General features: G+C 62.9%; 26 protein-coding genes. 11 read left to right on the top strand and 15 right to left on the bottom strand.

The window, feature by feature from the left end; all coding sequences use genetic code 11:
- Window positions 1–39 precede the first annotated feature (39 nt).
- The 9 genes from AC0GUR_RS16775 to AC0GUR_RS16735 all read left to right on the top strand — a co-directional run bounded on the left by AC0GUR_RS16775 (window position 40) and on the right by AC0GUR_RS16735 (window position 12,260).
- Entirely contained in the window at window positions 40–1,236 is a 1,197-nt protein-coding gene (locus AC0GUR_RS16775; RefSeq protein WP_472878646.1) for an efflux RND transporter periplasmic adaptor subunit, read from the top strand.
- A 243-nt stretch (window positions 1,237–1,479) separates the two neighbouring features.
- Complete coding sequence (locus tag AC0GUR_RS16770) at window positions 1,480–4,680, top strand: efflux RND transporter permease subunit (RefSeq protein ID WP_472878645.1); 3,201 nt, start codon at window positions 1,480–1,482, stop codon at window positions 4,678–4,680.
- Window positions 4,681–4,879: 199 nt separating this feature from the next.
- Window positions 4,880–6,268 carry an efflux transporter outer membrane subunit gene (locus AC0GUR_RS16765; protein ID WP_472878708.1) on the top strand — a complete coding sequence of 463 codons (1,389 nt, stop codon included), beginning with the start codon at window positions 4,880–4,882 and terminating at the stop codon, window positions 6,266–6,268.
- A complete protein-coding gene (locus AC0GUR_RS16760) occupies window positions 6,226–7,029 on the top strand; it encodes an SDR family oxidoreductase (protein ID WP_472878644.1) in 804 nt (267 codons plus the stop codon). Before AC0GUR_RS16765 ends, AC0GUR_RS16760 begins: the two co-directional genes overlap by 43 nt.
- A gap of 26 nt (window positions 7,030–7,055) precedes the next feature.
- Window positions 7,056–8,090, top strand: coding sequence for an NADP-dependent oxidoreductase (locus tag AC0GUR_RS16755; protein WP_472878643.1), 1,035 nt, complete (start codon window positions 7,056–7,058; stop codon window positions 8,088–8,090).
- Between the two features lie 143 nt (window positions 8,091–8,233).
- The gene (locus tag AC0GUR_RS16750) at window positions 8,234–9,205 is read left to right on the top strand and encodes a TolB-like translocation protein (protein WP_472878642.1); all 972 of its coding nucleotides are present in this window, start codon (window positions 8,234–8,236) and stop codon (window positions 9,203–9,205) included.
- A gap of 93 nt (window positions 9,206–9,298) precedes the next feature.
- Window positions 9,299–10,390: a sensor histidine kinase gene (locus tag AC0GUR_RS16745; protein WP_472878641.1), complete on the top strand. Its 1,092-nt coding sequence runs from the start codon at window positions 9,299–9,301 to the stop codon at window positions 10,388–10,390.
- On the top strand, window positions 10,387–11,151 hold the full coding sequence (locus tag AC0GUR_RS16740) for a LytR/AlgR family response regulator transcription factor (protein ID WP_472878640.1): 765 nt from the start codon (window positions 10,387–10,389) through the stop codon (window positions 11,149–11,151). The genes AC0GUR_RS16745 and AC0GUR_RS16740 overlap by 4 nt, the downstream gene beginning before the upstream one ends.
- 131 nt (window positions 11,152–11,282) lie before the next feature.
- The gene (locus AC0GUR_RS16735) at window positions 11,283–12,260 is read left to right on the top strand and encodes a hypothetical protein (protein WP_472878639.1); all 978 of its coding nucleotides are present in this window, start codon (window positions 11,283–11,285) and stop codon (window positions 12,258–12,260) included.
- On the opposite strand, the gene AC0GUR_RS16730 is transcribed toward AC0GUR_RS16735, so the two are convergent.
- From AC0GUR_RS16730 to AC0GUR_RS16670, 13 genes are all read right to left on the bottom strand, one after another.
- Window positions 12,254–13,177 carry a prolyl oligopeptidase family serine peptidase gene (locus tag AC0GUR_RS16730; RefSeq protein WP_472878638.1) on the bottom strand — a complete coding sequence of 308 codons (924 nt, stop codon included), beginning with the start codon at window positions 13,175–13,177 and terminating at the stop codon, window positions 12,254–12,256. The genes AC0GUR_RS16735 and AC0GUR_RS16730 overlap by 7 nt on opposite strands.
- A gap of 175 nt (window positions 13,178–13,352) precedes the next feature.
- The gene (locus tag AC0GUR_RS16725) at window positions 13,353–13,811 is read right to left on the bottom strand and encodes a GNAT family N-acetyltransferase (protein ID WP_472878637.1); all 459 of its coding nucleotides are present in this window, start codon (window positions 13,809–13,811) and stop codon (window positions 13,353–13,355) included.
- Complete coding sequence (locus AC0GUR_RS16720; RefSeq protein ID WP_472878636.1) at window positions 13,811–14,959, bottom strand: AI-2E family transporter; 1,149 nt, start codon at window positions 14,957–14,959, stop codon at window positions 13,811–13,813. Before AC0GUR_RS16720 ends, AC0GUR_RS16725 begins: the two co-directional genes overlap by 1 nt.
- Entirely contained in the window at window positions 14,956–15,246 is a 291-nt protein-coding gene (locus tag AC0GUR_RS16715; protein ID WP_472878635.1) for a hypothetical protein, read from the bottom strand. The genes AC0GUR_RS16720 and AC0GUR_RS16715 overlap by 4 nt, the downstream gene beginning before the upstream one ends.
- Complete coding sequence (locus tag AC0GUR_RS16710; RefSeq protein WP_472878634.1) at window positions 15,243–15,704, bottom strand: ABC transporter ATP-binding protein; 462 nt, start codon at window positions 15,702–15,704, stop codon at window positions 15,243–15,245. The genes AC0GUR_RS16715 and AC0GUR_RS16710 overlap by 4 nt, the downstream gene beginning before the upstream one ends.
- Before the next feature lie 24 nt (window positions 15,705–15,728).
- Entirely contained in the window at window positions 15,729–16,094 is a 366-nt protein-coding gene (locus AC0GUR_RS16705; RefSeq protein ID WP_472878633.1) for an ElaB/YgaM/YqjD family protein, read from the bottom strand.
- Window positions 16,095–16,183: 89 nt separating this feature from the next.
- The gene (locus tag AC0GUR_RS16700) at window positions 16,184–16,339 is read right to left on the bottom strand and encodes a DUF1328 domain-containing protein (protein WP_472878632.1); all 156 of its coding nucleotides are present in this window, start codon (window positions 16,337–16,339) and stop codon (window positions 16,184–16,186) included.
- A 128-nt stretch (window positions 16,340–16,467) separates the two neighbouring features.
- The gene (locus tag AC0GUR_RS16695; protein WP_472878631.1) at window positions 16,468–17,088 is read right to left on the bottom strand and encodes a YbhB/YbcL family Raf kinase inhibitor-like protein; all 621 of its coding nucleotides are present in this window, start codon (window positions 17,086–17,088) and stop codon (window positions 16,468–16,470) included.
- 46 nt (window positions 17,089–17,134) lie between these two features.
- Complete coding sequence (locus AC0GUR_RS16690; RefSeq protein WP_472878630.1) at window positions 17,135–18,229, bottom strand: PQQ-dependent sugar dehydrogenase; 1,095 nt, start codon at window positions 18,227–18,229, stop codon at window positions 17,135–17,137.
- A 61-nt stretch (window positions 18,230–18,290) separates the two neighbouring features.
- Window positions 18,291–18,695 carry a DUF3224 domain-containing protein gene (locus tag AC0GUR_RS16685; protein WP_472878629.1) on the bottom strand — a complete coding sequence of 135 codons (405 nt, stop codon included), beginning with the start codon at window positions 18,693–18,695 and terminating at the stop codon, window positions 18,291–18,293.
- 124 nt (window positions 18,696–18,819) lie between these two features.
- Complete coding sequence (locus AC0GUR_RS16680) at window positions 18,820–19,821, bottom strand: YheT family hydrolase (protein ID WP_472878628.1); 1,002 nt, start codon at window positions 19,819–19,821, stop codon at window positions 18,820–18,822.
- Complete coding sequence (locus AC0GUR_RS16675; RefSeq protein ID WP_472878627.1) at window positions 19,818–20,636, bottom strand: lysophospholipid acyltransferase family protein; 819 nt, start codon at window positions 20,634–20,636, stop codon at window positions 19,818–19,820. The genes AC0GUR_RS16680 and AC0GUR_RS16675 overlap by 4 nt, the downstream gene beginning before the upstream one ends.
- 348 nt (window positions 20,637–20,984) lie before the next feature.
- Window positions 20,985–21,461, bottom strand: a complete 477-nt coding sequence (locus tag AC0GUR_RS16670) for an Lrp/AsnC family transcriptional regulator (RefSeq protein WP_472878626.1) — start codon at window positions 21,459–21,461, stop codon at window positions 20,985–20,987.
- A 148-nt stretch (window positions 21,462–21,609) separates the two neighbouring features.
- On the opposite strand from AC0GUR_RS16670, the gene phhA reads away from it, so the two are divergent.
- Window positions 21,610–22,503: a phenylalanine 4-monooxygenase gene (gene phhA / locus AC0GUR_RS16665; RefSeq protein ID WP_472878625.1), complete on the top strand. Its 894-nt coding sequence runs from the start codon at window positions 21,610–21,612 to the stop codon at window positions 22,501–22,503.
- A 171-nt stretch (window positions 22,504–22,674) separates the two neighbouring features.
- Window positions 22,675–23,292 carry an OmpW/AlkL family protein gene (locus AC0GUR_RS16660; protein WP_472878624.1) on the top strand — a complete coding sequence of 206 codons (618 nt, stop codon included), beginning with the start codon at window positions 22,675–22,677 and terminating at the stop codon, window positions 23,290–23,292.
- 76 nt (window positions 23,293–23,368) lie between these two features.
- Here AC0GUR_RS16660 and AC0GUR_RS16655 read toward each other — a convergent pair whose 3' ends face one another.
- Complete coding sequence (locus tag AC0GUR_RS16655; protein WP_472878623.1) at window positions 23,369–24,052, bottom strand: RES family NAD+ phosphorylase; 684 nt, start codon at window positions 24,050–24,052, stop codon at window positions 23,369–23,371.
- Window positions 24,053–24,245: 193 nt separating this feature from the next.
- On the bottom strand, window positions 24,246–24,638 hold the full coding sequence (locus tag AC0GUR_RS16650; RefSeq protein WP_472878622.1) for an MbcA/ParS/Xre antitoxin family protein: 393 nt from the start codon (window positions 24,636–24,638) through the stop codon (window positions 24,246–24,248).
- Window positions 24,639–24,663: the final 25 nt, after the last annotated feature.

Raw genomic sequence — 24,663 nt, 5'->3', positions numbered from 1 at the left:
CCTTCCCCGACGCCGACGAGATCATTCTGGGAGGCCGACATGAAAAAACGATGGATCCTTACCACTCTCGCCCTCGCCGCCGTTGGCGGCAGCTGGGCCCTGCTGGGCCATAGCAGCGACACCCATGCCCAGGCGGGCCCGCCGCCAGCGCCCACCGTCACCGTTGCCCAGGTGCTGGTGCGCCCAGTGGACGACGCCGACGAATTCACCGGCCGCCTGCAGGCGGTCGACACCATTCAACTGCGCCCCCGCGTTAGTGGATATGTGGACTCGATCCACTTCAAGGAAGGGGCGATCGTTCGCAAGGGCGACCTGCTCTTCCGCATCGACCCGCGCCCTTATCAGGCCGAAGTGGACCGCTTGAACGCTAACCTTGGTCAGGCCAAGGCGGAACAGGGCCTGGCACAGGCCAACGCCGAACGCGCCCAGCGACTGCTTGAGCAGCACGCCATCGCCAAGGAAGAGGCCGACCGCCAGCAGACCGCCGCACAAAGCGCCAAGGCGCAGGTGGCTTCCACTACCGCCGCACTCGATGCCGCCAAACTCAACCTGGGTTTCACTGAAATACGCGCGCCCATCGACGGTCGCGTGAGCAACGCCCTGGTGACGCCGGGCAACCTGGTCACCAGCAGTGACGTGCTGACCAGCGTGGTAAGTACGAACCCGATCTACGCCTACTTCGATGTGGACGAACACAGCTACCTGAAGTTCGACCGTCAGCGTCGCGAGCACGGCGGCTCGCCGCAGATTTCGATGGCGCTGGCAGACGAGAACGGCTTTCCGCACGCCGGTCGCGTCGACTTTGTCGACAACCAGCTGCGCGCCGGCAGCGGCACCATCCGTCTTCGTGCGGTGTTCGACAACGCGGATGCCCGTTACACGCCGGGTCTCTACGTTCGCATCCAGCTTCGTAGCGACAGCCGTGAGCCGCGTGCACTGGTGGATGACCGCGCTATCGGTACCGACCTTGGCAACAAGTTCGTGTACGTGGTCGACAAGGATCGCAAGGTGGAATACCGCCGCGTGACCACCGGCCAGCTGCTCGACGGCTTGCGCGTGGTGAGCGATGGCCTGAACGCCAAGGACACGGTGATCGTTGCTGGTATCCAGCATGTGCGTCCGGGTGTGGAAGTGAATCCGACCAAGGTGGCCATGGAGACGCGCAGCATGGATCCGGATAAGCAGGTGGCGATGGCTGGCAGCAACAGCGGAAAGAACGCGGCGCAGCAGCAGTAAGCACCTTAGCTCGTCATTCCTGCGAAGGCAGGAATCCAGTGACTTTTCCACCCCCACGCGAAAGGCGCTGGATCCCTGCTTTCGCAGGGATGACGCACTAGGAAGGTAACAAGTAACTCATGGACGCCCTCTCTCATTTGAGCAGAGGGCCAGGGTCGCTTTGTCTCCGCACTACGCGAACAGAGCACCCAAAGTCCCCGCCTCGCGCGGGAATGGTGCCAAAGAGCAACCAGGACGAATGCAATGAAACTCGCCCAATATTTCGTGGACAGGCCAATTCTGGCCGGCGTCCTCTCCGTACTGATCCTGATCGCGGGCAGTATTGCGCTGTTCAAATTGCCGATCAGCGAATACCCCGAAGTGGTGCCGCCCACCGTGGTGGTGCGCGCTTCCTACCCCGGCGCCAACCCCAAGGTGATCGCCGAAACCGTCGCTACGCCGCTGGAAGAACAGATCAACGGCGTGGAAGGCATGCTCTACACCAGCTCGCAGTCCACCAGTGACGGCGCGATGACGCTCACCGTCACCTTCGCGCTGGGCACCGACCTGGACAACGCGCAGGTGCAGGTGCAGAACCGCGTGTCGCAGGCGCTGCCACGCCTGCCGGAGGAAGTGCAGCGACTCGGCGTGACCACGCAGAAGAGCTCGCCCGACCTCACCATGGTGGTGCATCTGATCTCGCCGGATCAGCGCTACGACATGCTGTACCTGTCCAACTACGCGCGCCTGCACATCAAGGATCAGCTCGCCCGCCTCAATGGCGTTGGCGACGTTCAGATCTTTGGTGCCGGCGAATACAGCATGCGCGTATGGCTCGACCCGGAGCGCCTTGCCGTGCGCCAGCTCACCACGGGTGATGTGGTGCATGCGATCCAGGAGCAGAACGTGGCGGTGGCCGCCGGTGCGCTTAATGCACCGCCGGGCCCGAACAACTCCGCGTTCCAGCTCAACATCAACACGCAGGGTCGCCTGATCAACGAGGAAGACTTCCTCAACATCATCGTGCGCAAGGACGCGGCTGGTGCGGTTACGCACCTGCGTGACGTGGCTCGCGTGGAGCTGGGCTCCAACAACTACGCGCTGCGCAGCCTGCTCAACAATCAGCCGGCGGTGGCATTGCCGATCTTCCAGCGCCCTGGTTCCAACGCCATCCAGATTTCGGATGAAGTACGCGCGCTGATGGCGGACCTGAAGAAGGATTTCCCTCAGGGCGTGGATTACCAGATCGTCTACGACCCGACCATCTTCGTGCGTGGCTCGATCGAGGCTGTGGTGCATACGCTGTTCGAAGCGATCCTGCTGGTGGTGCTGGTGGTGATCCTGTTCCTGCAGACGTGGCGTGCCTCGATCATCCCGCTGGTGGCCGTGCCGGTGTCGTTGATCGGTACGTTCGCCGTGATGTTGCTCGCCGGCTTCTCGCTCAACGCGCTGTCGCTGTTTGGTCTGGTGCTCGCCATCGGCATCGTGGTGGATGACGCCATCGTGGTGGTGGAAAACGTCGAACGACATATCGAGCACGGCCTGTCGCCGAAGGAAGCGACGCGCAAGGCCATGAACGAAGTAACTGGCCCCATCGTAGCCACGGCGCTAGTGCTGTGTGCGGTGTTCGTGCCGGCAGCGTTCATCAGCGGCCTGACCGGTCAGTTCTATCGCCAGTTCGCGCTAACCATCGCCATCTCGACGGTGATCTCCGCGTTCAACTCGCTTACCTTGAGCCCCGCGCTCGCCGCCCTGCTGCTGCAGGAACACGGTGCGCCGAAGGACAAGCTGAGCATCGTCATCGATCGTGCGTTCGGCTGGCTGTTCCGCCCGTTCAACCGTCTGTTTGTCAGCAGTGCAAATCGTTACGTGGGCGGCGTAAAGCGCATCCTGCGTTCGAGCAGTATCGCGTTGATCATCTATGGCGGCCTGGTGCTGATGGGTGTGTTCGGCTTCGTGCACGTACCCTCCGGTTTCGTGCCGGCGCAGGACAAACAGTACCTGGTGTCGTTTGCGCAGCTGCCGGATGCAGCATCGCTTGACCGCACGGAAGATGTGATCCGCCGCATGAGCGATATCGCACTCAAGCAGCCGGGGGTAGAAAGCGCCGTTGCGTTCCCGGGTCTTTCGATCAACGGTTTCACCAACAGCACCAACTCCGGCATCGTGTTTGTGACGCTCAAGCCGTTCGAGGAACGTCGCGACGCCTCGCTGTCGGCCGGCGCCATCACTGGTGCGCTCAACCAAAAGTTTGCCGGTATCCAGGATGCGTACATCGCCGTGTTCCCGCCGCCGCCCGTGATGGGCCTGGGCACCATCGGCGGTTTCCGCTTGCAGATCGAGGATCGTTCCGACGCTGGTTTCGAGGAGATGTACAAGCAGACGCAGAACCTGATTGGCGCCAGCACCAAGGTGCCGGCACTGGCTGGCCTGTTCTCCAGCTATCAGGTGAGTGTGCCGCAGGTGGACGCGGACGTGGATCGCGAGAAGGCGAAGGCGGAAGGCGTGGATCTGGCCGATGTGTACCAGACCATGACCGCCTACCTCGGCTCGCTCTACGTCAACGACTTCAACCGCTTTGGCCGCACCTACCAGGTGAACGTGTCCGCCGAGCCGGGCTTCCGTCACGAGGCGAAAGACATCCTGCAGCTGAAAACGCGCAGTGCAAACGGCGAGATGGTGCCACTGGGCTCCTTCCTTACCGTGCGCCAGGGTGTGGGTCCGGATCGCGTGCAGCACTACAACGGTTATCCGACCGCGGAAATCAACGGCGGTCCGGCACCGGGCTTCAGCAGTGGCCAGGCGCAGGCGGCAATTGAGAAGCTTGCCAAGGACAACCTGCCGAACGGCATGTCGTTCGAATGGACCGAGCTGACCTATCAGCAGATCCTCGCCGGCAACACCGCCGTGCTTGTGTTCCCCTTGTGCGTGCTGCTGGTGTTCCTGGTGCTGGCTTCGCTGTACGAAAGCCTGCTGCTGCCGCTGGCGGTGATCCTGATCGTGCCGATGGTGCTGCTGTCCGCCATCTCTGGCGTGTGGCTCTCCGGTGGTGACAACAACATCTTCACTCAGATCGGTTTGATCGTGCTGGTGGGCCTGGCGTGCAAGAACGCGATCCTGATCGTGGAGTTTGCCCGCGAAGCCCAGATCATCGAAGGCATGGACCGCACGCAGGCCGTGCTCGAAGCGGCCCGCCTGCGACTGCGCCCGATCCTGATGACGTCGTTCGCTTTCATCATGGGCGTGGTGCCGCTGGTGACCTCACACGGCGCGGGTGCAGAGATGCGTCACGCGATGGGTGTGGCGGTGTTCGCCGGCATGCTGGGCGTCACCTTCTTCGGTCTGATCTTTACGCCGCTGTTCTATGTGTTGGTGCGCGGCTGGGGCGAGCGCATGAGCGAACGCCGCCGCGCCCGCAAGGCCGCGCGCCTCGCGCAGGCCAGCAACCTCATCGAGGAGCATTGATATGTCGTTCTTCAAGAACCTCAGTAACGCACTTCACCCTCTCCCCACCGGGGAGAGGGCCGGGGTGAGGGGCCACTCTGGCGACGAACTTTCCACTGGCGTCGGCTTTATGGATCTCGCCGCCAGCAACGGCTCGGCCTGCCGCTCCGTCTCCCGCCGCTCGGCGGCCAAAAAGGTCTCCGCCATTGCCGCCGCCATCATGCTTAGTGGCTGCGTCAGCGTCGGCCCGAACTACCACGCCCCGCAGGAAAAGCCCGTGGCACTCCAGGGTGTCAGTGCGCAAGAGTCCATGCAGACCTTCCAGGCGCAATGGTGGAAGCAGTTCAACGATCCGACGCTGGATGCACTTATCCAGCGCGCGGCCGCGAACAGCCCGGACCTGAAGATTGCCTATGCGCGCCTGCGTGAATCGCGTGCGTTGCTTGGCGTCGCCAAGTCACAGCAGATTCCGGACGTGGAAGGGATCGCAGACTATTCGCGCGCCCGGGGTCAGGTGCCCGGTGTCACCGACCACCGTGTGACCTCCACCACTTATCAGGCGGGCTTCGACGCGAGCTGGGAAATCGACTTGTTCGGCGGTATCCGCCGTTCGGTGGAAGCTGCCCGCGCCGATGCCGGCGCCACTGAGGCGTCTCTGCAGGATGCGCAGGTGACCTTGTTTGCCGAAGTCGCTCGTTACTACTTCGACTTGCGTGGCGTGCAGCTGCGCATCGACGTGGCCAATCGCGATATCGAAAACCAACGCGAAACGCTGCGCCTTATCCATGCCCGTAACGACATCGGTACGGTCTCGGAACAGGACGTGGCCAGCGCCACCGCTCGCCTGAAGTTCGTTGAAGCCCAGCTGCCCACGCTGCAGACGCTGGCGCAGAACGATACATCGCGCCTCGCCGTGCTGTTGGGCGAACGCCCTGGCGAGCTGGATGTCGACCTGTCCCCGCAGGGCTTCAAGCCCATCGACGTGGCGTTGGACATCGGCAATGCAGGCGACGTACTGCAACGCCGTCCCGACGTTCGCGTGGCCGAGCGCGAATACGCCGCGACCAACGCACGCATCGGTGTGGCCAAGGCCGACTACTACCCGCACATTTCGCTGGGTGGCTTCATCGGTTTCCTCGCGGGTCGCAGCAACGACTTTGGCGGTGCGCAGACGCGGGCTTGGTCCATTGCTCCGAGCATCACCTGGTCCGGCCTCAATGTGCAGCGCGTGCGTTCCAACGTGAAAGCCAGTGAAGCCCGTGCTGATGCAGCGCTGGCGAACTATCAGCGCACGGTGCTGCAGGCGGTGGAAGACGTCGACAACGCCATCGTCGGCTACAACCTGCAACGCGATCGCGTGCTGAAACTTCAGGACCAGGTGACCAACAGCCGCCGCGCGGCGGATCTGGCACGCATCCGCTACAACGAAGGTGCCGCCGACTTCCTGCAACTGCTGGATGCCGAACGCACCCAGCTGGAAGCCGAAGATGCACTGGCTGATGCGCAGGCTGCAATCAACCTGCGCGCCGTGTCCGTGTACAAGGCGCTGGGCGGTGGTTGGCAGGCATGCGCGAACGAGCGTTGCGATCAACTGGCCACGACGCCATGAACGCGGTGGCGCTACCGGTAAAGTCCCCCCGCCGTCGCACGACGGCGGCTGAGCCGGAGCCCTCACAACGTGTCGCGCTGGTGAGCGGTGCCAATCGAGGCCTCGGTCTTGAGGTGTCACGGCAACTTGCCACCAGCGGCGTCACGGTGCTGCTCGGCGCACGCAACGTGCTCGCTGGAGAAAAGGCGGCACGGCAGCTGCGTCGCGAGGGCGGCAAGGTGATCGCCGTGCCGCTGGATGTGACGTCAGCGCGCGACGTGCGTGAACTCGCCACCCGCATCGAAGCCGAGTACGGGCGCCTGGATATTCTGGTGAACAACGCCGGCGCGTACTTCGACATCGACAGTCAGGCATCTTCCGCCAACCTGGATGTGGTGCGGCAAGCACTCGAGACCAATCTGCTCGGCGCCTGGCAACTTACCGAGGCCATGCTGCCGCTGATGCAGCGCCACGGTTACGGCCGCATCGTCAATGTTTCCAGCGGGTGCGGCGCGAAGGAAAGCGAAGGGACCTGCTGCCCCGCTTACCGCGTCTCCAAGGCGGCACTCAACAGCCACACGCGCATGCTTGCGGAGGAACTCGCCGGCAGCGGCATCCTGGTGAATGCCGTGTGTCCCGGTTGGGTCGCCACCGACATGGGCGGCCACGGCGGCCGGCCCGTTGCCGAAGGCGCCGCCGGTATTGTGTGGGCAGCCATGTTGCCCACACAGCCTTCCGTCACTGGCGGTTTTTTCCGCGACCGCGTACGTATCGATTGGTAATCACCTCTTTCCTGAAGGGAATCGCTATGTCTACGAATGAACTCGCCAATCGTCGCATCGTCCTCGCTGCCCGACCCAAGGGCCGCCCCGCGCTGCAGGACTTCCGGCTGGAAGAGAGCAGCCTGCCCGCCCTTGCCGATGGCGAAGTGCTGCTGCGCACGCTCTATCTCTCCCTCGACCCCTACATGCGCAACCTGATGGATGAAGCCGGCACGAGTTACGCGTCGGCCATCCCCGTGGGCCAACCCATTGTCGGTGGCACAGTGAGTCGCGTGGCGGCTTCGAATCATCCACAGTTCCGCGCTGGCGATCTGGTGCTGGGCAACGCGGGTTGGCAGGAGCACATCATTTCGGATGGCAAGGACCTGTCCCCGCTTGGCGATATGCCGCAGCCCTCGCTTGCGTTGGGTGCGCTCGGCATGCCGGCATTCACGGCGTACGTAGGCCTGCTCGATATCGGTCAGCCCAAGCCGGGCGAAACCGTGGTGGTCGCCGCAGCCACCGGTGCGGTGGGTGCCATGGTTGGCCAGATCGCCAAGATCAAGGGCGCCCGCGTGGTCGGCATCGCCGGCGGCGCGGACAAGTGCCGCCACGCCGTGGAGACGCTGGGCTTTGATGCCTGCGTCGACCGCTACGATCCGCAGCTTGCTGCACACTTGGCCGCGGCCTGCCCCTCGGGTATTGACGTGTATTTCGAGAACGTCGGTGGCGAGGTGTTCAATGCCGTGCTGCCGCTGTTGAATCTCCACGCGCGCGTTCCGGTGTGCGGTTTCATCGCACACTACAACGACCACGCGCCATCTATCGTTCCGGATCGTCTGCCACAGGTGACGTCCGCGATTCTGATGAAGCGCATACGCATGCAAGGCTTCATCATCCTCGACCATTACGCCGACCGCTTCGATGCGTTCCGCCGCGATATGGAAACGTGGATCGCCGAGGGCAAGGTGAAGGCGATCGAGCACGTAGTGAATGGATTGGAGAACGCGCCCGAGGCCTTTATCGGACTGCTGGAAGGAAAGAACTTCGGCAAACTGGTGATACGTGTAGCGGAGGGCTGACGTCGTCGCCCGCACCTTTTGCCACACCTGTATCGCCGTTCATGGCATCGAGGGTACCGGTCGTCACAAAACCGGCGACGACCGGCCCGGCTCGCCTTAGCTTTTAGCGCCGTATCCAGTGCGCTTTCGAGGGAGTAGCCGCCATGTGGCAACAGATGATGTGTGTCGTACTGCTGGCGATATCGCCGCTGATCACACCAATGCCGGTTGATCCACCCGCGCCAGTGCCCCGCGTGTTTCTGCCCGGCGATCTCGCTGGCGGCGAGTCACCCGCATTTACGCCGGACGGCAACACCGTCTACTTCGGGCGGGGCTCGGAAAAGAGTGCGGTCGTCATGGAGTCGCATCGGGTGAACGGTGAATGGACGGCGCCGGTAGCCGCCCCTTTTTCAGGTCGATGGCGTGACGGCGATCCGACCATGTCGCCGGATGGCTCCTTTCTGGTGTTCATTTCCAACCGACCGGCCAAGCAGGGTGGCCAGCCGATCGATACCCAGCGCAACGGGAAGGTGCTGACGGGCATGGGCATGAATCTCTGGCGCGTGGACCGCAGGGGCGACGGCTGGAGTGAGGCGGTACGCCTGCCCGACACGGTGAACACGGCGTGCAACAGCAGCTTTGCACCCAGCGTGGCAGCCGACGGCAGCATCTACTACATCGGCTGCGCGCCGGATGGCGTGATTCGTCCGATGCATGCGACTTATGAGAACGGCAGCTACCCGATGACCCATGTGGTAGCGGTGGGCGACAAGGACGCACAAGTCCGCGACGTCGCCATCGCACCGGATCGCTCGTTCATGGTCTTCAGCATTCGGCATGACTCAAAGCAACCTTACCGCCTCGCCATTGCCTTCCATACCGCAGACAACTGGAGCACGCCGCAGGATCTGGGCGACTCAGTGAATGGCGGCACGTACTCGATGGGCTCACAGTTGGGTTGCGACCACCGCACGCTGTACTACTCCAGCGACCGCAGTCCATCGCCGTCGGACGCTCCACGCGACCCCAAAAGCCAGGCCGGCGGCGACCACTTCTGGCGGATCTCTCTGGCGCCGTGGCTCGCAGCACACGGCGAGACGACACCCACGGCCGCGCCCGCCTGCACCGTTGGCTGATCGGCCGGGTGCGCCTTCAGGCACTGTCGCCCTGACGATGCCGCTTCCACACTATGCCGGTTCGCTGCTGCGGCCCGCGCCGGTGAGGCTACCGTGTCTGACCTGATGACTGCATCACGCTGGAAGATCTGGGCGCTCGTGTTCGCGCTGTGGACTGTGCTCGCCCTGTCGTACACGGCAAGCTCGGTGATCTCGATGATGAGCGAGGGCGAGGCGTTCACCTGGACTCGTCCGCTCACCTGGAACTTCACCAACGCGTACCTGTGGATGCTGCTTACGCCAGTGGTCGCGTGGCTGGGGCGTCAGGGGGGCGGTGGTGGTTGGGGGCGTTTCTGGGCGGTGCACGGAGCGAGCAGCATCCTGCTTGCCGCTGCGCAGGTGGGGCTGGTGCTAGGGGTTTACTGGGTGCTTTGCGGACCGCCCGCATCGAAGCCAGACCTGAGCTTCGGCGCGTTCGCGCGCATGCAGTTTGCGTACAACTTCCACCTGAGTTGGCTCACTTATGGCGTGATCCTGGTGGTGCTGCGCGCTATCGAATCGCAGCATCGACTGCGCGACGAACGGCTGCGCAGTTCGCAGCTCGAGACACAGCTGGTGCAATCGCAATTGCAGACGCTTCGCGTGCAGTTGCAGCCGCACTTCCTGTTCAACACGCTCAATGCGATCTCGGCCCTAGCCTTGGCCGACCCCGTGCAGGCGCGCCAGATGATCGCCCGCCTCAGTGATTTCCTCCGGCTCACGCTAGAGGAACGCCACGCGCAGCAGGTGCCGCTGTCGCGCGAGGTGGAGTTTCTCAACTGCTATCTCGGCATCCAGCAGGTACGCTTTCAGGATCGTCTCACCACGCATCTCGACGTCTCCGCCGATACCCTGCGCGCGCTGGTGCCCAACATGATCCTGCAACCGCTGGTGGAGAACGCCTTGCGCCACGGCCTGCTCGACAAGACCGAACGCGGCACGCTGCACATCGTCACCCGCCGTGACGGTGACGACCTGCTGCTGCGGGTCGATGACGACGGTATCGGCTTGCCGCCAGAAGGGGCCAAAGACGGGATTGGCCTCGGCAACACACGCACGCGACTCGACATGCTATTCGGCGGCGCGGCATCGGTGGATCTGCAACGCAAGTCCGGAGGCGGCACGCGCGTGGAGCTGCGTTTTCCGTATCGGGAACTCGCCGCATGACCCTGCCGCCCATCCGCACCTTGCTGGTTGACGATGAAATGCTGGCGCGGCTGGCGATACGGCAGGCGCTGGCTTCGCACGACGATGTCACCATCGTCGGTGAATGCGCCAATGCGAGCGAAGCGAAGCAGGCCATCGCCGCGCTTGATCCGGATCTGCTGTTTCTGGATATCCGCATGCCGGGCATGGATGGTTTCAAGCTGTTACACGGCATGAAACGCGACAGCCTGCCGATGGTGGTGTTTGCAACAGCGTACGGGCAGCACGCCCTGCGCGCCTTCGATGCCAATGCCATCGACTACGTACTCAAGCCCATCGACCAGGAGCGCTTTGACCAGGCCATGGCGCGCGTGCGGCGGCATTGGCACGGGCTGCAGGCAACGGTAGTGCCATCCGGTGCAACCACATCGCTTCCCGCGCCGTCGCCCTACCTGCAGCGGCTCAGCGTGCAACAGGGTGAACACATCCGCGTGGTTGCAGCTAACGACATCGACTGGATCCGCGCCGATGGCAACTACGTGCATATCCATGCGGGCGCGGCGACCTATCTGCATCGCGAATCGCTGCGGCATCTGCTCGGTGTGCTCGATCCGGCCAGGTTTCTGCGCATCCATCGCGGCATCGTGGTGAACGTGGAGCGTATCCGCGAAGTGCATCCGCTGTTCCAGGGCAGCGCCGAGGTGGTACTGCAGGATGGCACGCGGCTGAACCTCAGCCGGCGCTTTCGCGTGCAGGCGCGTCGCGCTCTCGGCATGGCCTGACCGTCCGCATGTGCGCGACGACCGCTTGTCACGCGGTCGACACCGCCAATCACAAACCTGCTGCGTGACGCCAGTCGTCCCACGCATCCTGACCCTACTTCACCGTCCCCACCCCTGAAGGAGCGCTTTGCATGCCGTCCAAGCCGTTCTTTGTGACCACGTCCTTGATCGTCGCGCTGATCTCCGCCCCGATATGCGCGGGCGAACTGGTCGGACCGGGCGTGATTTCCACCGGACTGCAGGAGACGTCAGCCGCGCTAAGTCCTGACAACAACACGTTGTATTTCATGCGTTCGGATTTCGCCGAGCAGGATGACACCATCCTTGTCACCCACCGCACCGGCGACAACTGGAGTACGCCGGAGATCGCGCCTTTCTCCGGGCAGTGGCACGACTCGGAGCCGGCGCTGTCGCCGGACGGCAAGCGCCTTTACTTTGTTTCCAACCGACCGCCGCAGCCGGGCGCCAGACCGGTGATGGCGGAGATGGATGGGCGAACTTTCTCCGGCAAGAATCTCTGGTACGTGGAAATGCAGCCCGGTGGTAGCTGGGGCAAACCCGTGCATGTGGATGGCGCGCTCAATGATGGCGCAATGATCTACAGCCCCTCAGTGGCAGCCAACGGCGACATCTATTTCTCCGCGCATCGCGGCGATTCCGGCAAGGCCTATCAGATATACGTCGCCCGTCGCACCAAGACTGGCTACGCAACGCCGGAGCGCATCGAGCTTGGGGATGTTGCCCATAACCGCATGGATCCGAGCATTGACCCGCAGCAACGCTTTCTGGTTTACGCCGGCAACGAGGGTGATTCGCTGGGTAGCGCCGACATCTACATCGCCTTCCGCGATGCAAACGGACACTGGGGAAAGCCCGTGCATCTGTCGGGCGACGTCAATTCGCAGTCGCTGGAGAATGCGCCGTCACTGGGCCGCCACTTTGGCGAACTCTACGTGTCGAGCAATCGCCAAGACGTAGTGCAGTTCCCCAAAACGCAGGACGATCTCAATTCACTCCAGCATCGATTGCAGGAGCCGCTCAACGGCTCCCGAAATCTCTGGCTATTCGACATCAGCGACGCGCTGAAGGCCAACGGCATCGATCACTGAGGCTGCGTTGAAGCGCCCGTAATCCATTCGGCCGTTGCACGACGCACGCTGGTCAGCGACTGCGGGTCGGTAGCCCATTGATGAGCCATGGATGGCATCGTTTTCCACTGAAGCCGTACTTCGTCGTTCCCGTAGTACGGCTTCAGCTTTTCATAGACTGCGGATATGGCACCGGCATCCACCACCGAATCTGCGGTGCCGGTAAGGAAGAGCACAGCGGGATGCTTCTTAGCGATGTCCGCGGCGCGACCGGCTGCGTCGGTTTGCTGCGCCAGCTCACGTGATGCCGGGGACCACGCGTAGGTCTTCTTGGTGGCGTGTTCATAGGCCTGCACGGACGCGCTCAAGCCGGCGGAGGCGTTGATCAACACCGCGGCATTGACGGGCACTTTGTCTTGCGCCAGCGCGTACAAAGCCGCCGCTCCGCCAGCAGAGAAGCCGATCAAATCGATAGCCTCGCCACGTTGGATGCATGCCCCGCTCTGCAGCGCGGCAACGACACCCGGAAGCTCATCACCCGCACCCGCAACGACCGGCTTGAAAACCTGCAGGCCAACGTCTTCCGACTGCCGGCGGGCGAGTTCCTTCATACCACCGGCAGGCGCACGCGCACCGAACAATGGCAGGCCGAGATAAATCTTCACCGCATCCACATCATCCAGCGGCAGTGCGTCCATCATCGCGTCTTCGCTCGCGGGTGGGCCGAAGCCATGCCACAGGACAATGGGCGGTTTCCGGACATGCTCCGGGATGCGCAGGATGGCTGGCACACCCGCCAGCGTGGTTCGTGCCACTACCGGATAGCCGGTCGAAGATGGACTGGTGCATACAGGGTGCTCGTCCGGCGTTTGCGCCGACGCATACATCGGTAGGCTGCAGCTGACGGTGAGTACGACGACTGCGACCGCGTTCGCCAACGGATGGCGCCTGCGCGTTGAACACGAAAATGCGACAGACATTGGGGGAGACCTGGCACAAGTTGGGGTGCGCGCGACGCTACAACGGCTGGCGATGCGCCACAAATCCCGAAATGCACCCCTCACTGGTCGACCTTCGTCCTTGATCGACAGACGGGCTTTGGAGAACTAACTACTAAAGCGGTTTCCTGTACACCACGAACCCCGATTTCTCTGCAAGCTTGTCGTAAAGCTGCATCGCCGTCGCGTTGGTTTCATGCGTCTGCCAGTACACCCGCCCCGCACCGGCTTCGCGCGCTTTGGCGTAGACGGCCTCGATCAGCGCCCGTCCGACACCCATGCCACGCGATGCCTGCACGGTGTAGAGATCCTGCAGGTAGCAGTTGTTGCTCTCGCTGATGGTGCTGCGATGGAACAGGAAATGTGTGAGGCCTAACAGTTCGCCGTTGCGTTCGGCGACCAGTGCGTGCATCGGCTCGTGCGGATCAAGAAAACGCGACCAGGTAACTTCGGTGATCGCTTCCGGCAATGCCGTGACGCCGCTACGCCCGTAGAACGCGTTGTAGCCATCCCACAGCGGCTTCCACGCATCGAAGTCAGCATCCGTAATGGACCTGACTTCGAAGGTTTGCATCAGCGTTGAACCATCATCGCGAACCATCGCCAACCCCGCACGCGTTCTGCCACGAGTTTGCAGCTGGTGAGCATGGGTACGGCGAGCAATGCGCCGGGGATGCCCCACAGCCAACCCCAAATCAACAACCACAACAGAATAGCGATCGGGCTGAGGCGCATGCGCCGTCCCTGGATCATCGGGGTGATCAGGTTGCCCTCGAAAGCGGTGATGCCGGCGAAAGTCAGCGCCGGCAGCAAGGCGTGGCCGGCATCATTGAAATTCATCAAGCCCACCAAGGCCAACACCGTGGTGGTGGTGATCGCGCCGACGTAAGGAATGAAGTTGGCCAACATGGCCACCGCGCCCCACAGCACCGGATCAGGCATGTGATAAAGCCACAGCATGCCGGCGGTGATGGTGCCAAGCATCAGGTTGATCAGCGTGGTGGTGAGGATGTAGCGCGACACCTCGGTCTGGATGCCACGCACCACAGACACCGCATGGCGCTTGATGCTGAAACTCGGCGCCGACTCGACCAACCGGCGCAACAGCAGATCTCCGTAGACCAGGAAAAAAAACACCAGCAAAACCACGGTGAGGACTGCTGCCAGCACCTTGGGTGTGGTGGCCACGACATCCCACATGCTTATCGCCATGGATGAAGGTGTGGCAGCCGGCGCACGCACCACTTGGCCGGTCACCAGGCTTTGCGTTGCGCGGCTCGCCGCCTCGATCGGCTGCAGCACGGTTTTCAGTTTGGGTACGAAGCCGCGTATGGCTGCCGGTGCCTCGTGGAACCAGCCGAGCGCCGGCTGTGCCAGCGCGCTGATGCCGCTGCCAATGCCCGCGATCAGGGCAAGCATCAACACGCTTGCGCAGAGCCAGCGCGGCAGACCGAGCCGTGCACCGCTGGCCACAATGGGGTTGAGCGCCAGGCCGATGAAGGCGGCCAGCACCAGCGGTATCAGCAAGCCCTTGATCAGCGTGATGGTGTACATCAGCGCCAGCAACAGCAACAGGTTCAACGCGATGCGTATCGCACGCAGGTTACTGCGCATGCTGCGTGCTTGCCGCAACTGGCGTTCGTGCGATCGCGTTACGGATGCCGAGAGGCGCGCCGCGTCACTGGAGGTGGCGGGCGTTGACGCTGACTCGGGACCGTTCATGTGATATCGAAGTTGTCTTGCGCGAACTCAGCCAGCAGGCGTGCTGCCTGACCCACCACTTCGGCGGCGGTGCCACTCAGCAGCGCACCGAGTCCAGGGACACGCAGCGGGTGCACGTCGAGCTGACCCAGCACGAAGCCCGCGCCGGCAGCCATGCCGACCGTCGTCAGCGGGTAGCGATGACCACGCGACAGCAACGCCTGCGCCGGCACAGCCAGTTCATGGCGCGCTTCCTGTGCACGATTCTTTGCCGTGCGTACGGCATGCAGATGCTTGGCGAGGCTCACGGCTTGTCCTCCGGACCGGACGGTTCCTGCGACTCGGGACGACGCAGGGTTTCCCGCATGATCGCATTCCATTCGCTGCGCGTCGCGGGCAGGCTCATCCAATGCATGCAACGGCGGAACAGCACGATGGCGCCGAACAGAAAGGCCAGTTCCACCAGGGCCAGCACCACCAGCGCCCAGGTCCACGACCCAAACCACTGCGCCAGCAGCCAGCCAATGAGGCCAAGCAGGGTCAGGCCAAAACCCACGGCCGCCACCGTGGCCACCAGGCCGGCGGCGAGCAGCCAATGAACGGCGGCACGCGCCAGCCCCAGTTCACTCGCCAACAGGCGGAGCTGGGCGCCGAACAAGGTTTTGAACGCACGGCCCAGCCGGCCTAGGTCTTCGAGCAGGCCTGGTGCTGCCGACGGCGTCCCGTCAGGCGAGGCGGGCGCGTCATCGCGTCCGGTCTGGTCCATCCGCTGTCCTCAGAAGGTGTTGTATCAGCGGCGGAGTATGCGGCCCAGCAGCCAACCTGCGCCAAGGGCGATGGCTACGGACTGCACCGGTTTCTCGCGCACATAGTCGCGTGCGCGATCCAGCCATTCGTCGGCTCGATCCCTGGCGTCGTCATAGGCATCGCGCCCACGCTGGCGGTATTCGTCGGCTTTGGCGCTGGCCTTGGTGGCGGCGTCGGCAGCCTTGTCGGTGGCCTGGTGCAGGCGTTCCTCGACGTGGTCCGCGGCGCGTTCCACGGCTTCCTTGGTGCTCGCGACGGCGCTGGAGGTGGCGTGCTTGACGCGATCTGCACGTTCCTCGATGCGCTCGGCGGCGCTGCTTTCCTCATGCGCCTGGACTTGCTTGTTCATGACGTTCTCCGATGAGGCGGGGGGAATCACTTTACCAATCTGGCAAGGTGGGTGCGCACCGGGTTGGACAAGCACCGGTGCGCTGCCGCTCAGCTCGTGCGGCGAAAGAAGGCGATCACGGCAAGGATCAGGAAGACGATAAACAGGATCTTCGCGATGCCTGCCGCCGTTCCGGCGATACCGGTGAAACCAAACAAGGCGGCGATGATGGCGATAACCAGGAATACCAGGGCGTAATGGAGCATGGTGCAGTCCTCTCGACGGGGCCGTGTTGCGCCCCATCGCCATTCATCCACAGCGCCTGCCTTGTGCGCGTGAAATTGCGCTTGCGCCAACACGCCGTTGTGCGCCGTTCACGCGACTCTGACAGTGCTCAGCCCAAGGCGGGGTTGAGCGCATACGTTCCCATCAGCTCGGCTTCCGCCAACACATGGCCGTCCATTGCCCCACGCAGCTCAGTGACGGTGAAACCGTCGGCAAGCTTGAGGCTGTCCACGTCCAGCGCATACAGGCGGAAGTGGTAGTGGTGCACGATGGAATCGTTCCATGGCGGGCACGGGCCGTCATAGCCGAGATACTCGCCGCGCATGTCTGCGTCACCGGCGAACCAGCCGGTGTAGTCATTGATGCCTTGCACGCAGCCCGGCGGGCCATACGGTGCGCGCTTGCCGCGAGGCACGATGCCATCGCTACATGCACCTTCGGCCATTTCGCCGCATTCCACGGGGATGTTGGCCATCAGCCAGTGCACGAACTCCACGCGAGGCAGGTCTGCCGGTACCGTGCGGCCTTCCTGATTGACGTCGTCGGGCTTGCTTGGCACGTCGAAGTCGATGCAGGTGAGCACGAAGGAGCGGGTGGCGAGCGGCGCGTCCTTCCATGCCAGATGCGGGCTGAGATTCTCCGACAAGGCAATCGGCGAGCCGCGTTTGGCGAAAGCGAGTGGGGCCGGAATCGGCTGGCCGTGTTCAAAGTTGTCACTGCGCAGTTGCAAGGTGGTTCTCCTGAAAGTTTCTGTGTCACGCCCGCGATGGCGAACGTCAGGGTGTTTGATAGGTCACGCGGTAGACCGCGCCGGCGAGGTCATCACTGACCAGCAGGCTGCCATCGGGCAGCGGCTGCACATCGGCCGGTCGGCCCCACGCCTTCTCATCCTGTTGGAAGCCATCGAGCAAGGGTTCATAGGAAACCACCCTATCGCCGTTGAGGCGCACGGTCATGACGCGATAACCGGATTTCTTGGTGCGATTCCACGAGCCGTGCTCGGCGATGATGATGGCGCCCTTGTAGCTCGGCGGAAACTGCGTGCCTTCGTAGAAGCGCATGCCGAGCGAGGCCACGTGCGCACCGAGCTTGAGCACCGGCGGCGTGTAGTCACTGCAGCGCTTGCCTTGACCGAACTCCGGGTCGAGCGTGTCGCCCTGGTGGCAATAAGGAAAACCGAAATGCTCGCCGACATGGCCGAGCTTGTTGAGCTCGTCGCTGGGCATGTCGTCACCCATCAGGTCGCGCCCGTTGTCGGTGAACCACAGTTGTTTGGTGCCTGGTTGCCAGGCGAAACCGACAGTGTTGCGGATGCCATAGGCCACGTCTTCCAGCCCGCTGCCATCAGCATTCATGCGTGTGATCTTGGCGTAGTCCTTGCCCTTGTCGCATATGTTGCAAGGTGCACCGATGGGCACGTAGAGCTTGCCGTCGGGACCGAACGCGATGAACTTCCAGCCGTGATGCGTTTCGGTGGGAAACTTGTCGTAGACGACCTCGGGCTTGGGTGGATTGTCCAGGTGGTTCTCGATGTCGCGTAGTACGAGGATCTTGCTGACCGCGGAGATATACAGGTCACCGTCCTTGAAGGCGACGCCCACCGGCAGCTGCAAGCCGCTAGCAATCACCCGCACCTTGTCGGCGCGACCATCACCCTTGCTGTCGGTGAGCGCATAGACCTTGCCTGCGCTGTTCGACCCTACGAAGACGGTGCCCTTGGCGCCCAGCGTGATTTCGCGCGCGTTGGGTACCTGGTCGGAATAGATGGCGACATGGAAACCCTTGGGCAGGGTGAGCTTGTCCAATTGCGGCGCGGCAAGAGCGGTGTGCGCCACCAGCAGGCCGAGCAAGGCGAACATCAGCTTGCGCATGGACGTAGCCTCCATCATCGAGTGGAACAGCGTAGCGCTTACGGCAGCCTCATGCGAACTCTCAGGCTTCGTCAGGCAACGAGTAAGAAAGCGCGTAGGTGTGGACGCCGCCAGCAATGGTGATCTCGAGCGTACCGGCGATACCAGCCAGCGCCTCGGCACCTGAGTCAGGCACGATGGCGATGGAGAGCTTCGGCGTGCCGCGATTCATCACCCCACAATGCTGCAACGCAAAGCTGCCGTGTCGACCGTGCAGGCTGCCGATGATGCGCTCCATCGCCACATAGCCGGCCGAACCGTCCACCGCTGTGCCTACCGCCAGCATCAGCCCTTTGCCGGCTCCTTCCAGGTCACCGTGATACTGCTTGTCGAGCGCCATCCGACCAATGGCGGCATCGCCCGCATCGTCCTGTGCCGGCAGCGGCAACATCTTCACGTCGAACCTGCCCTGGGCGAGTCTGGCCATACACGTTTCCTCCATGCGGTGATCTCTGTAGGAGCGCACTTGTGCGCGACACGCCCCTCACGGTGGACCTTACTCTACGGACACGCCGAAGCGCTGAGGTCGCGCACAAGTGCGCGCCTGCAGTTCAGGCGACTACCGCATTGAAACGTGCGGCGATGTACTCGTCAGTGAAACTGGTCATGTCCCAGCCGCGGATAAAGCCGCAGTGGCCGCCAAAGGAAGCGATATCCAGCTCGACGTTGGCCGGCAGCTCCAGCTTATCGAACGCATCCACCGGAATCACGGGATCATCACGTGCAGTGAGAATGGTGGCGGGCACATGCAGATCGGCAAGCGCTCGACCGGCCACCGAATAGCCGTCCAAATACGCTTCCAGCGAACTGAAATCGGTATGACGCGCCACCAGCGACGCGGTGAGGCCGCGCAGATTCTGCTTCAGTTCGGACAGCTCGAAGTATTCCTGATGAGGGAATGCTGCTTGCTTTGCCTGCAACGAACGACGCCACTTGTGCATGAAGTACGCCTGGTAGAACCACGGCGCATTGCCCTCCAGCGAGAACAGGCCTTCGCTTGGGTCAATGATGGGGCACACCGCCAATGCGTAAGCCAGCGGCAAACCCACTGCCGGAGCACGCACCGCCGCACGGAGCGCAAAATTGCCGCCCAATGAAAATCCCGCCAGCACCATCGGGCGGCCGGGGTAGCGCTGGGCGATATCGCCCAATGCATGGACCACCTCGTCGATACGGCACGAATGGAACAGCGCCTCGTTGAGGTGATGACTGTCGCCGTGGTCACGGAAGTTCAGGCGGAAAATATCCCAGCCGTCGCGCAGCAGGCGGCTGCCTGTCTGCAACACGTAGGTGGAATCGACACTGCCTTCCCAACCGTGGAAAAGCACTGCCAGGCCATGCGACTGCGGCCGCACTTTCTGGGCCGTGTACGCGCCGGTGAGTCGCACGCCATCGCCACCACTCACCATCACCGGTTCTGCCCCTTCAAGCACGCTTTGCGCAGCTTTCGGCAACAGCACGCGGCGCACACCACTGGACGACAGCATGGTCTGGATGTGGCCACTACGAAGCGGCCACGGCGGAAGGAAGTCCTTTCCCGTCGGGAGCGTCATGCGCGGTTATCGCGAGCCGGCTCGTCTTCCAGCGCCGCGGCAATGCGTTCGCGCGACAGCTCAGCCATGCGGCGGCGCGCATCCGGCGTCGCCGGCACCGGCTCGAGGAAGTGCACCTCGGCATCCATAGGCGCTTCGCCCAGCAAGCGCAGGAAGTTCTGCATAAAGTTTTCGCGTTCGCGGAAGCCGGCATCGATCACGCGATGACCATCACGGGCAAAGCGCAGAGCCACCGGCTGCACCGGCACCTCGGCATCGAGGGCGGCCTGGAAGATACGCGCATGGAATACACGCAACACACCGTTATGGCCGGTGCCGCCTTCTGGGAACACCGCCACCGAACGGCCCGCGCGCAAGCGCTCGACCATCACCTGCATCACCGCCGCCAACGAGTGGTTATTGCCGCGACGATGGAAAATGGTGCCGCCCGAAGAGGCCAACCAACCCACCAGTGGCCAGCTGGCAATCTCGGCCTTGGCTACGAAGCACGCTGCGCGTTGGCTGTGCAGCAGTTCGATATCCATCCAAGAGGTGTGATTGGCCACAAACAGCACTGCATCTGGCAGCGGTTTACCCACCCGCACCGAGCGCAGTCCAAAGATGCGCAGCAGCGCCGTGGACCACCAACGGATGGTGCGATGCGCAAACGGCTCGCGGCCGTTCTTCATCACCGCATTGCGGCCCCAGGTGATGACAAACGCGCACAACAGCACGCCAAGCACGACGTGCAGCAGCAGCAGTGGTACACGCCAGGCATAACGCAGGGGTCGCAACAGGTCGCGGCGGTCCGGGGCGGAAACGGTTTGGGTGTTCATCAGTCCAGTTAGTTTAGCGTTAGTCGGGCGGTCTGCGGCCCCTTGCCGCAGGCTTAGGGATGCTCTGATCTATTCCACGCACCTGTCACCGATCTGTGTGCGCGCACCGCTTTGTTCCGTCGGCGAAGGCAGCCTGGCTGGCTGTCGAGACGGCGGAGCAAAGCGGTGCGCGCACACAGATCGGCCCCAACGTATTGAATTTAATAGCGGGGGTGACGTCCAGAAGGCCCGCAGGCTGCGCCGCGCGGCTTGAACAGACGGCCAGTCTGTCCGGCGCCACGCAGCACAACCTGCGGGCCTTCTGGACGTCATGCCGGGTACGTGGAATAGATCAGAGCATCCCTATCCTTAACGCTCAAGTTGAGCCAGCGGCAGAGCGGCTGACCGTTTGACGGTCCTCAACACAAAGCTTGAGTTGACGTCAGCCACACCGGCCGCGTTCAGCAAACGGTCCAGCAGGAAGCGTGAAAAGTCCTGCAGATCAGCCACATAGACATGCAGCAGGTAGTCCATGTCCCCGGTAAGTGCGTAGCAAGCCACCACTTCATCCCAGCCGTTGACCAGCTGAACGAAGCGCTCCACCGCGGCGCTTTCGTGCTTGCTGAGCTGCACACGCACGAAGGCTTCCAGCCCCAGCCCCACCGCCTGCGGGTCCACCTGGGCCGAGTAGCCGGTGAGGATGCCCTCCGACTCGAGGCGCTGTAGCCGCCGCAGGCAGGCGGATGCCGAAAGGCTCACCCGCTCGGCCAGCTCGGCGTTGGTAATGCGGCCGTCGCTCTGCAGCACGGCCAGGATACGCAGGTCGGTACGGTCGAGGTTGGTCATGGCAATAAAACTCCCATTTGTGACACCTATGCGCATGATTATTGCGCAAATGCTTCCAGCGGAAGCAACAAAACAATCTTCGTGCGTGGCAACGGCCCTATGCTGACTTATCCCCAGCAACATCACGGCTTAAGCGCCAGGAGCCTCCATGGACACCACCACACCCCGCCGCGTCGAACATCAGCAGACTGACCGTGGCTATGTGCCGGTGTATGCCACCGGGGTGGTCGAGCAGCCGTGGTCGGACTACACCCGCACGGACCATGAGGTGTGGGACACCCTGTACAAGCGCCAGCGCGAGATGCTGCCCGGCCGGGCCTGCCAGGAGTTCCTGGACGGCGTGGAGCGTTTCGGCCTGGGCGATGGCGGCATTCCGAAATTTGCCGATCTCAACAAGGTGCTCGGCGCCACCACTGGCTGGGAGCTGGTGGCGGTGGAAGGCCTGCTGCCGGACGAAGTGTTCTTTGATCACCTCGCCCACCGTCGTTTTCCGGTGAGCTGGTGGATCCGCAAGCCCGACCAGCTCGACTACCTCAGCGAACCCGATCTGTTCCACGACCTGTTCGGTCACGTGCCGCTGCTACTCAACCCGGTCTTCGCCGACTACATGCAGGCCTATGGCCGCGGCGGCATGAAGGCGTTCGCCATCGGCCCCGAAGCGCTGATGAATCTCACGCGCCTGTACTGGTACACGGTGGAGTTCGGCCTGATCAACACCAAGGAAGGCATGCGCATCTACGGCGCGGGCATCGTCAGTTCCAAGGGCGAGTCGATCTACTCGCTCGACTCGGCGTCGCCCAATCGCATCGGTTTTGGTCTGGAGCGTGTGATGAGCGCGCGCTACCGCATCGACACCTATCAGCAAACGTACTTCGTGATCGACAGCTTCGAGCAGTTGTTTGAGGCAACGCGTCCCGACTTCACGCCGATCTACGCCAAGCTGCGCGAAGAACCCGCGCATGCCGCAGGAGCGGTGCTGGAGAATGATCGCGTGTTTACACGCGGCAATCGCGAAGGCTGGGCGACCAACGCCGACACTTGATGACTGCGCATAGCGTCATGCCAAGCGGCCCGCCCTGTGCGGGCCGTTTGCTTTAAAGGCTGACGAACCTGCGGCCGTATGCCCTACACCTGCTTGATTCAGATCAAAAGCGCACAACGAAATTCTTACGAGCATGGATTCACCCCGCAGAAAAACCAACGGATGAAATCCATGAAAGTCCTGCTTCCCCTCGTTATCGCCGCAGCACTTGGCACGGTCGCCGCTCCTGCAGCTCACGCTGATACCAACGACAACTGGGTTGTGCGCTTCGGTGTGCATGACGTCGTTCCGCAGAACAACACCGGCAAGCTGGCTGGCATCGAGTCCAGCACCTCCAGCAGCGCACGCCCGACCGGCAGCATCGAATACATGTTCACCCCGAACCTCGGTGTCGACCTGCTCGTGGCATGGCCGTTCAAGCATGACGTGAAGCTGGATGGCGTCGGCACCGTGGCACGCACCATGGAATTGCCGCCGACCCTGGGACTCAACTACCACTTCATGCCCAACAGCAACTGGTCACCGTTCGTGGGTGTCGGCCTCAACTACACCAACTTCTACAACACCAAGGGCGCCGGTGCGCTGTATGGCAGTAACGTCAGCATCGACAACAGCTTCGGTGTGGCGGCACGCGTCGGCTTCGACATGAAGATCAACGAGAAGTGGCTGGCCACGGCAGACGTTCGCTGGGTCAACATCGAGAGCGACGTGAAGGTCGACGGTGACAAGGTCGGCAAGGCCAAGATCAACCCGATCGTCTTCGGCGTCAGTCTCGGCTATCGCTTCTGACCCTTCAAAGGGTTACTGGCATGGATGCTGGACGGGCCTCCCGCAAGGGGGGCCTTTTTTTAAGGGCGTCTTTTCATCAGCCACGCTTCCACTCATCGACGGTGAGCACCTGGGCGATACGTTTGCCGTCCCAGCGATACATAAGGTGTTGCGCCTGTACGCAAGGCGCTACCCGATCGGGATAGAACACCGCCACACACTCGCCGCCGCGATGACGCACGCTGTCGTAGACCAGGCCATCGGAGCCCGCGTTGCGCAGCCGCCGTGCCAACGCTACGCCCGCGGCGTAGTTGTCGGGACTGTGCTCGGCCTTCCATCCACCACGGATGTCATGCAACTTCGCCTGGATGCTGGTGCTGTAACAGCGCATTTCGATGTCACACGGCGGTTCTGACGTCGCTGCAAGGAATAGCTCGCGGTGATAGACGGTTTCTTCCACCGCTGTCGCCACGCTATGCGCGGCATAGAACACACCCCAGCTGCCATCCGAGAAGCGGCTACCCTCCGGGTTCAGATGCGTAAAGGCCGCCATCACCGGCGTGGTGCCCGGACCACTGACGCGCCGCTCCGGCGGCACCAGCTGCAGCTCGCCCATTTCGTCGCGCAGGCGCGGGTTGGTCATGGCTTCGATGGCGTATAGCGCTTCCAGATCACCGGGCGCGGCAATGCGATCAAACACGCCTATCGGCGGAAAGCGGCTGGGAACGATGCGATACGCGTGGCTCCAGCGGATGCGTTTGAGCGGGGGAGTGTCAGCCATGACATGAACCTTCTCGCGCGATCTGCTGGAGGAGGCGAGTATCGCAAGTCGGCGTATCGGGGGTTGCGACGTGGTTGGGATCCCACTGTAGGAGCGCCCTTGGGCGCGACCTGTCGGGCTCAAAGAGACCTCGTCGCGGATGGGTGGCGACGCTGCTCTGCGGTCGCGCCCAAGGGCGCTCCTACAGAAATGCTTAGCCTCGCTGGGCGTCGAGGTATTGGCGTACCACGTAAAGATCGGCGACGTTGCCTGACAACATGCGCTGCATGGCCGATTGCCCGCCGAACAGCGTGGCCTGGTTGGCGCGATGCACCCAACCATCTGCCTGCTGCGGGTCGGGGAACAGAATCTGCAGGTCCTTGAAGATGCCCAGCAGATAGCTGATGCGCTCCAGTGTGTCGCGTCCCAACAGGCCGCCCTGCAGGCGCTTCCACTTGTAGAAGGTCGATTCCGGCGGGTCGCCCAGCAGCCGGCGCTGGTCAGCGATGCGCAGGTTCCAGCGTTCGGCCAGGTTGAAGAAGGCGCGCAACGCGGGGCCGCTCAGGTCGGCGGCGGGGATGGTTTCAGGCAGGAGATGAGCAGCCATGGCGTAACTCTCCCAGTGAAGTTAG

Source organism: Dyella sp. PARNA 12/25 (assembly GCF_055702865.1).
This window is presented reverse-complemented; position numbering and strand designations above follow the sequence as displayed.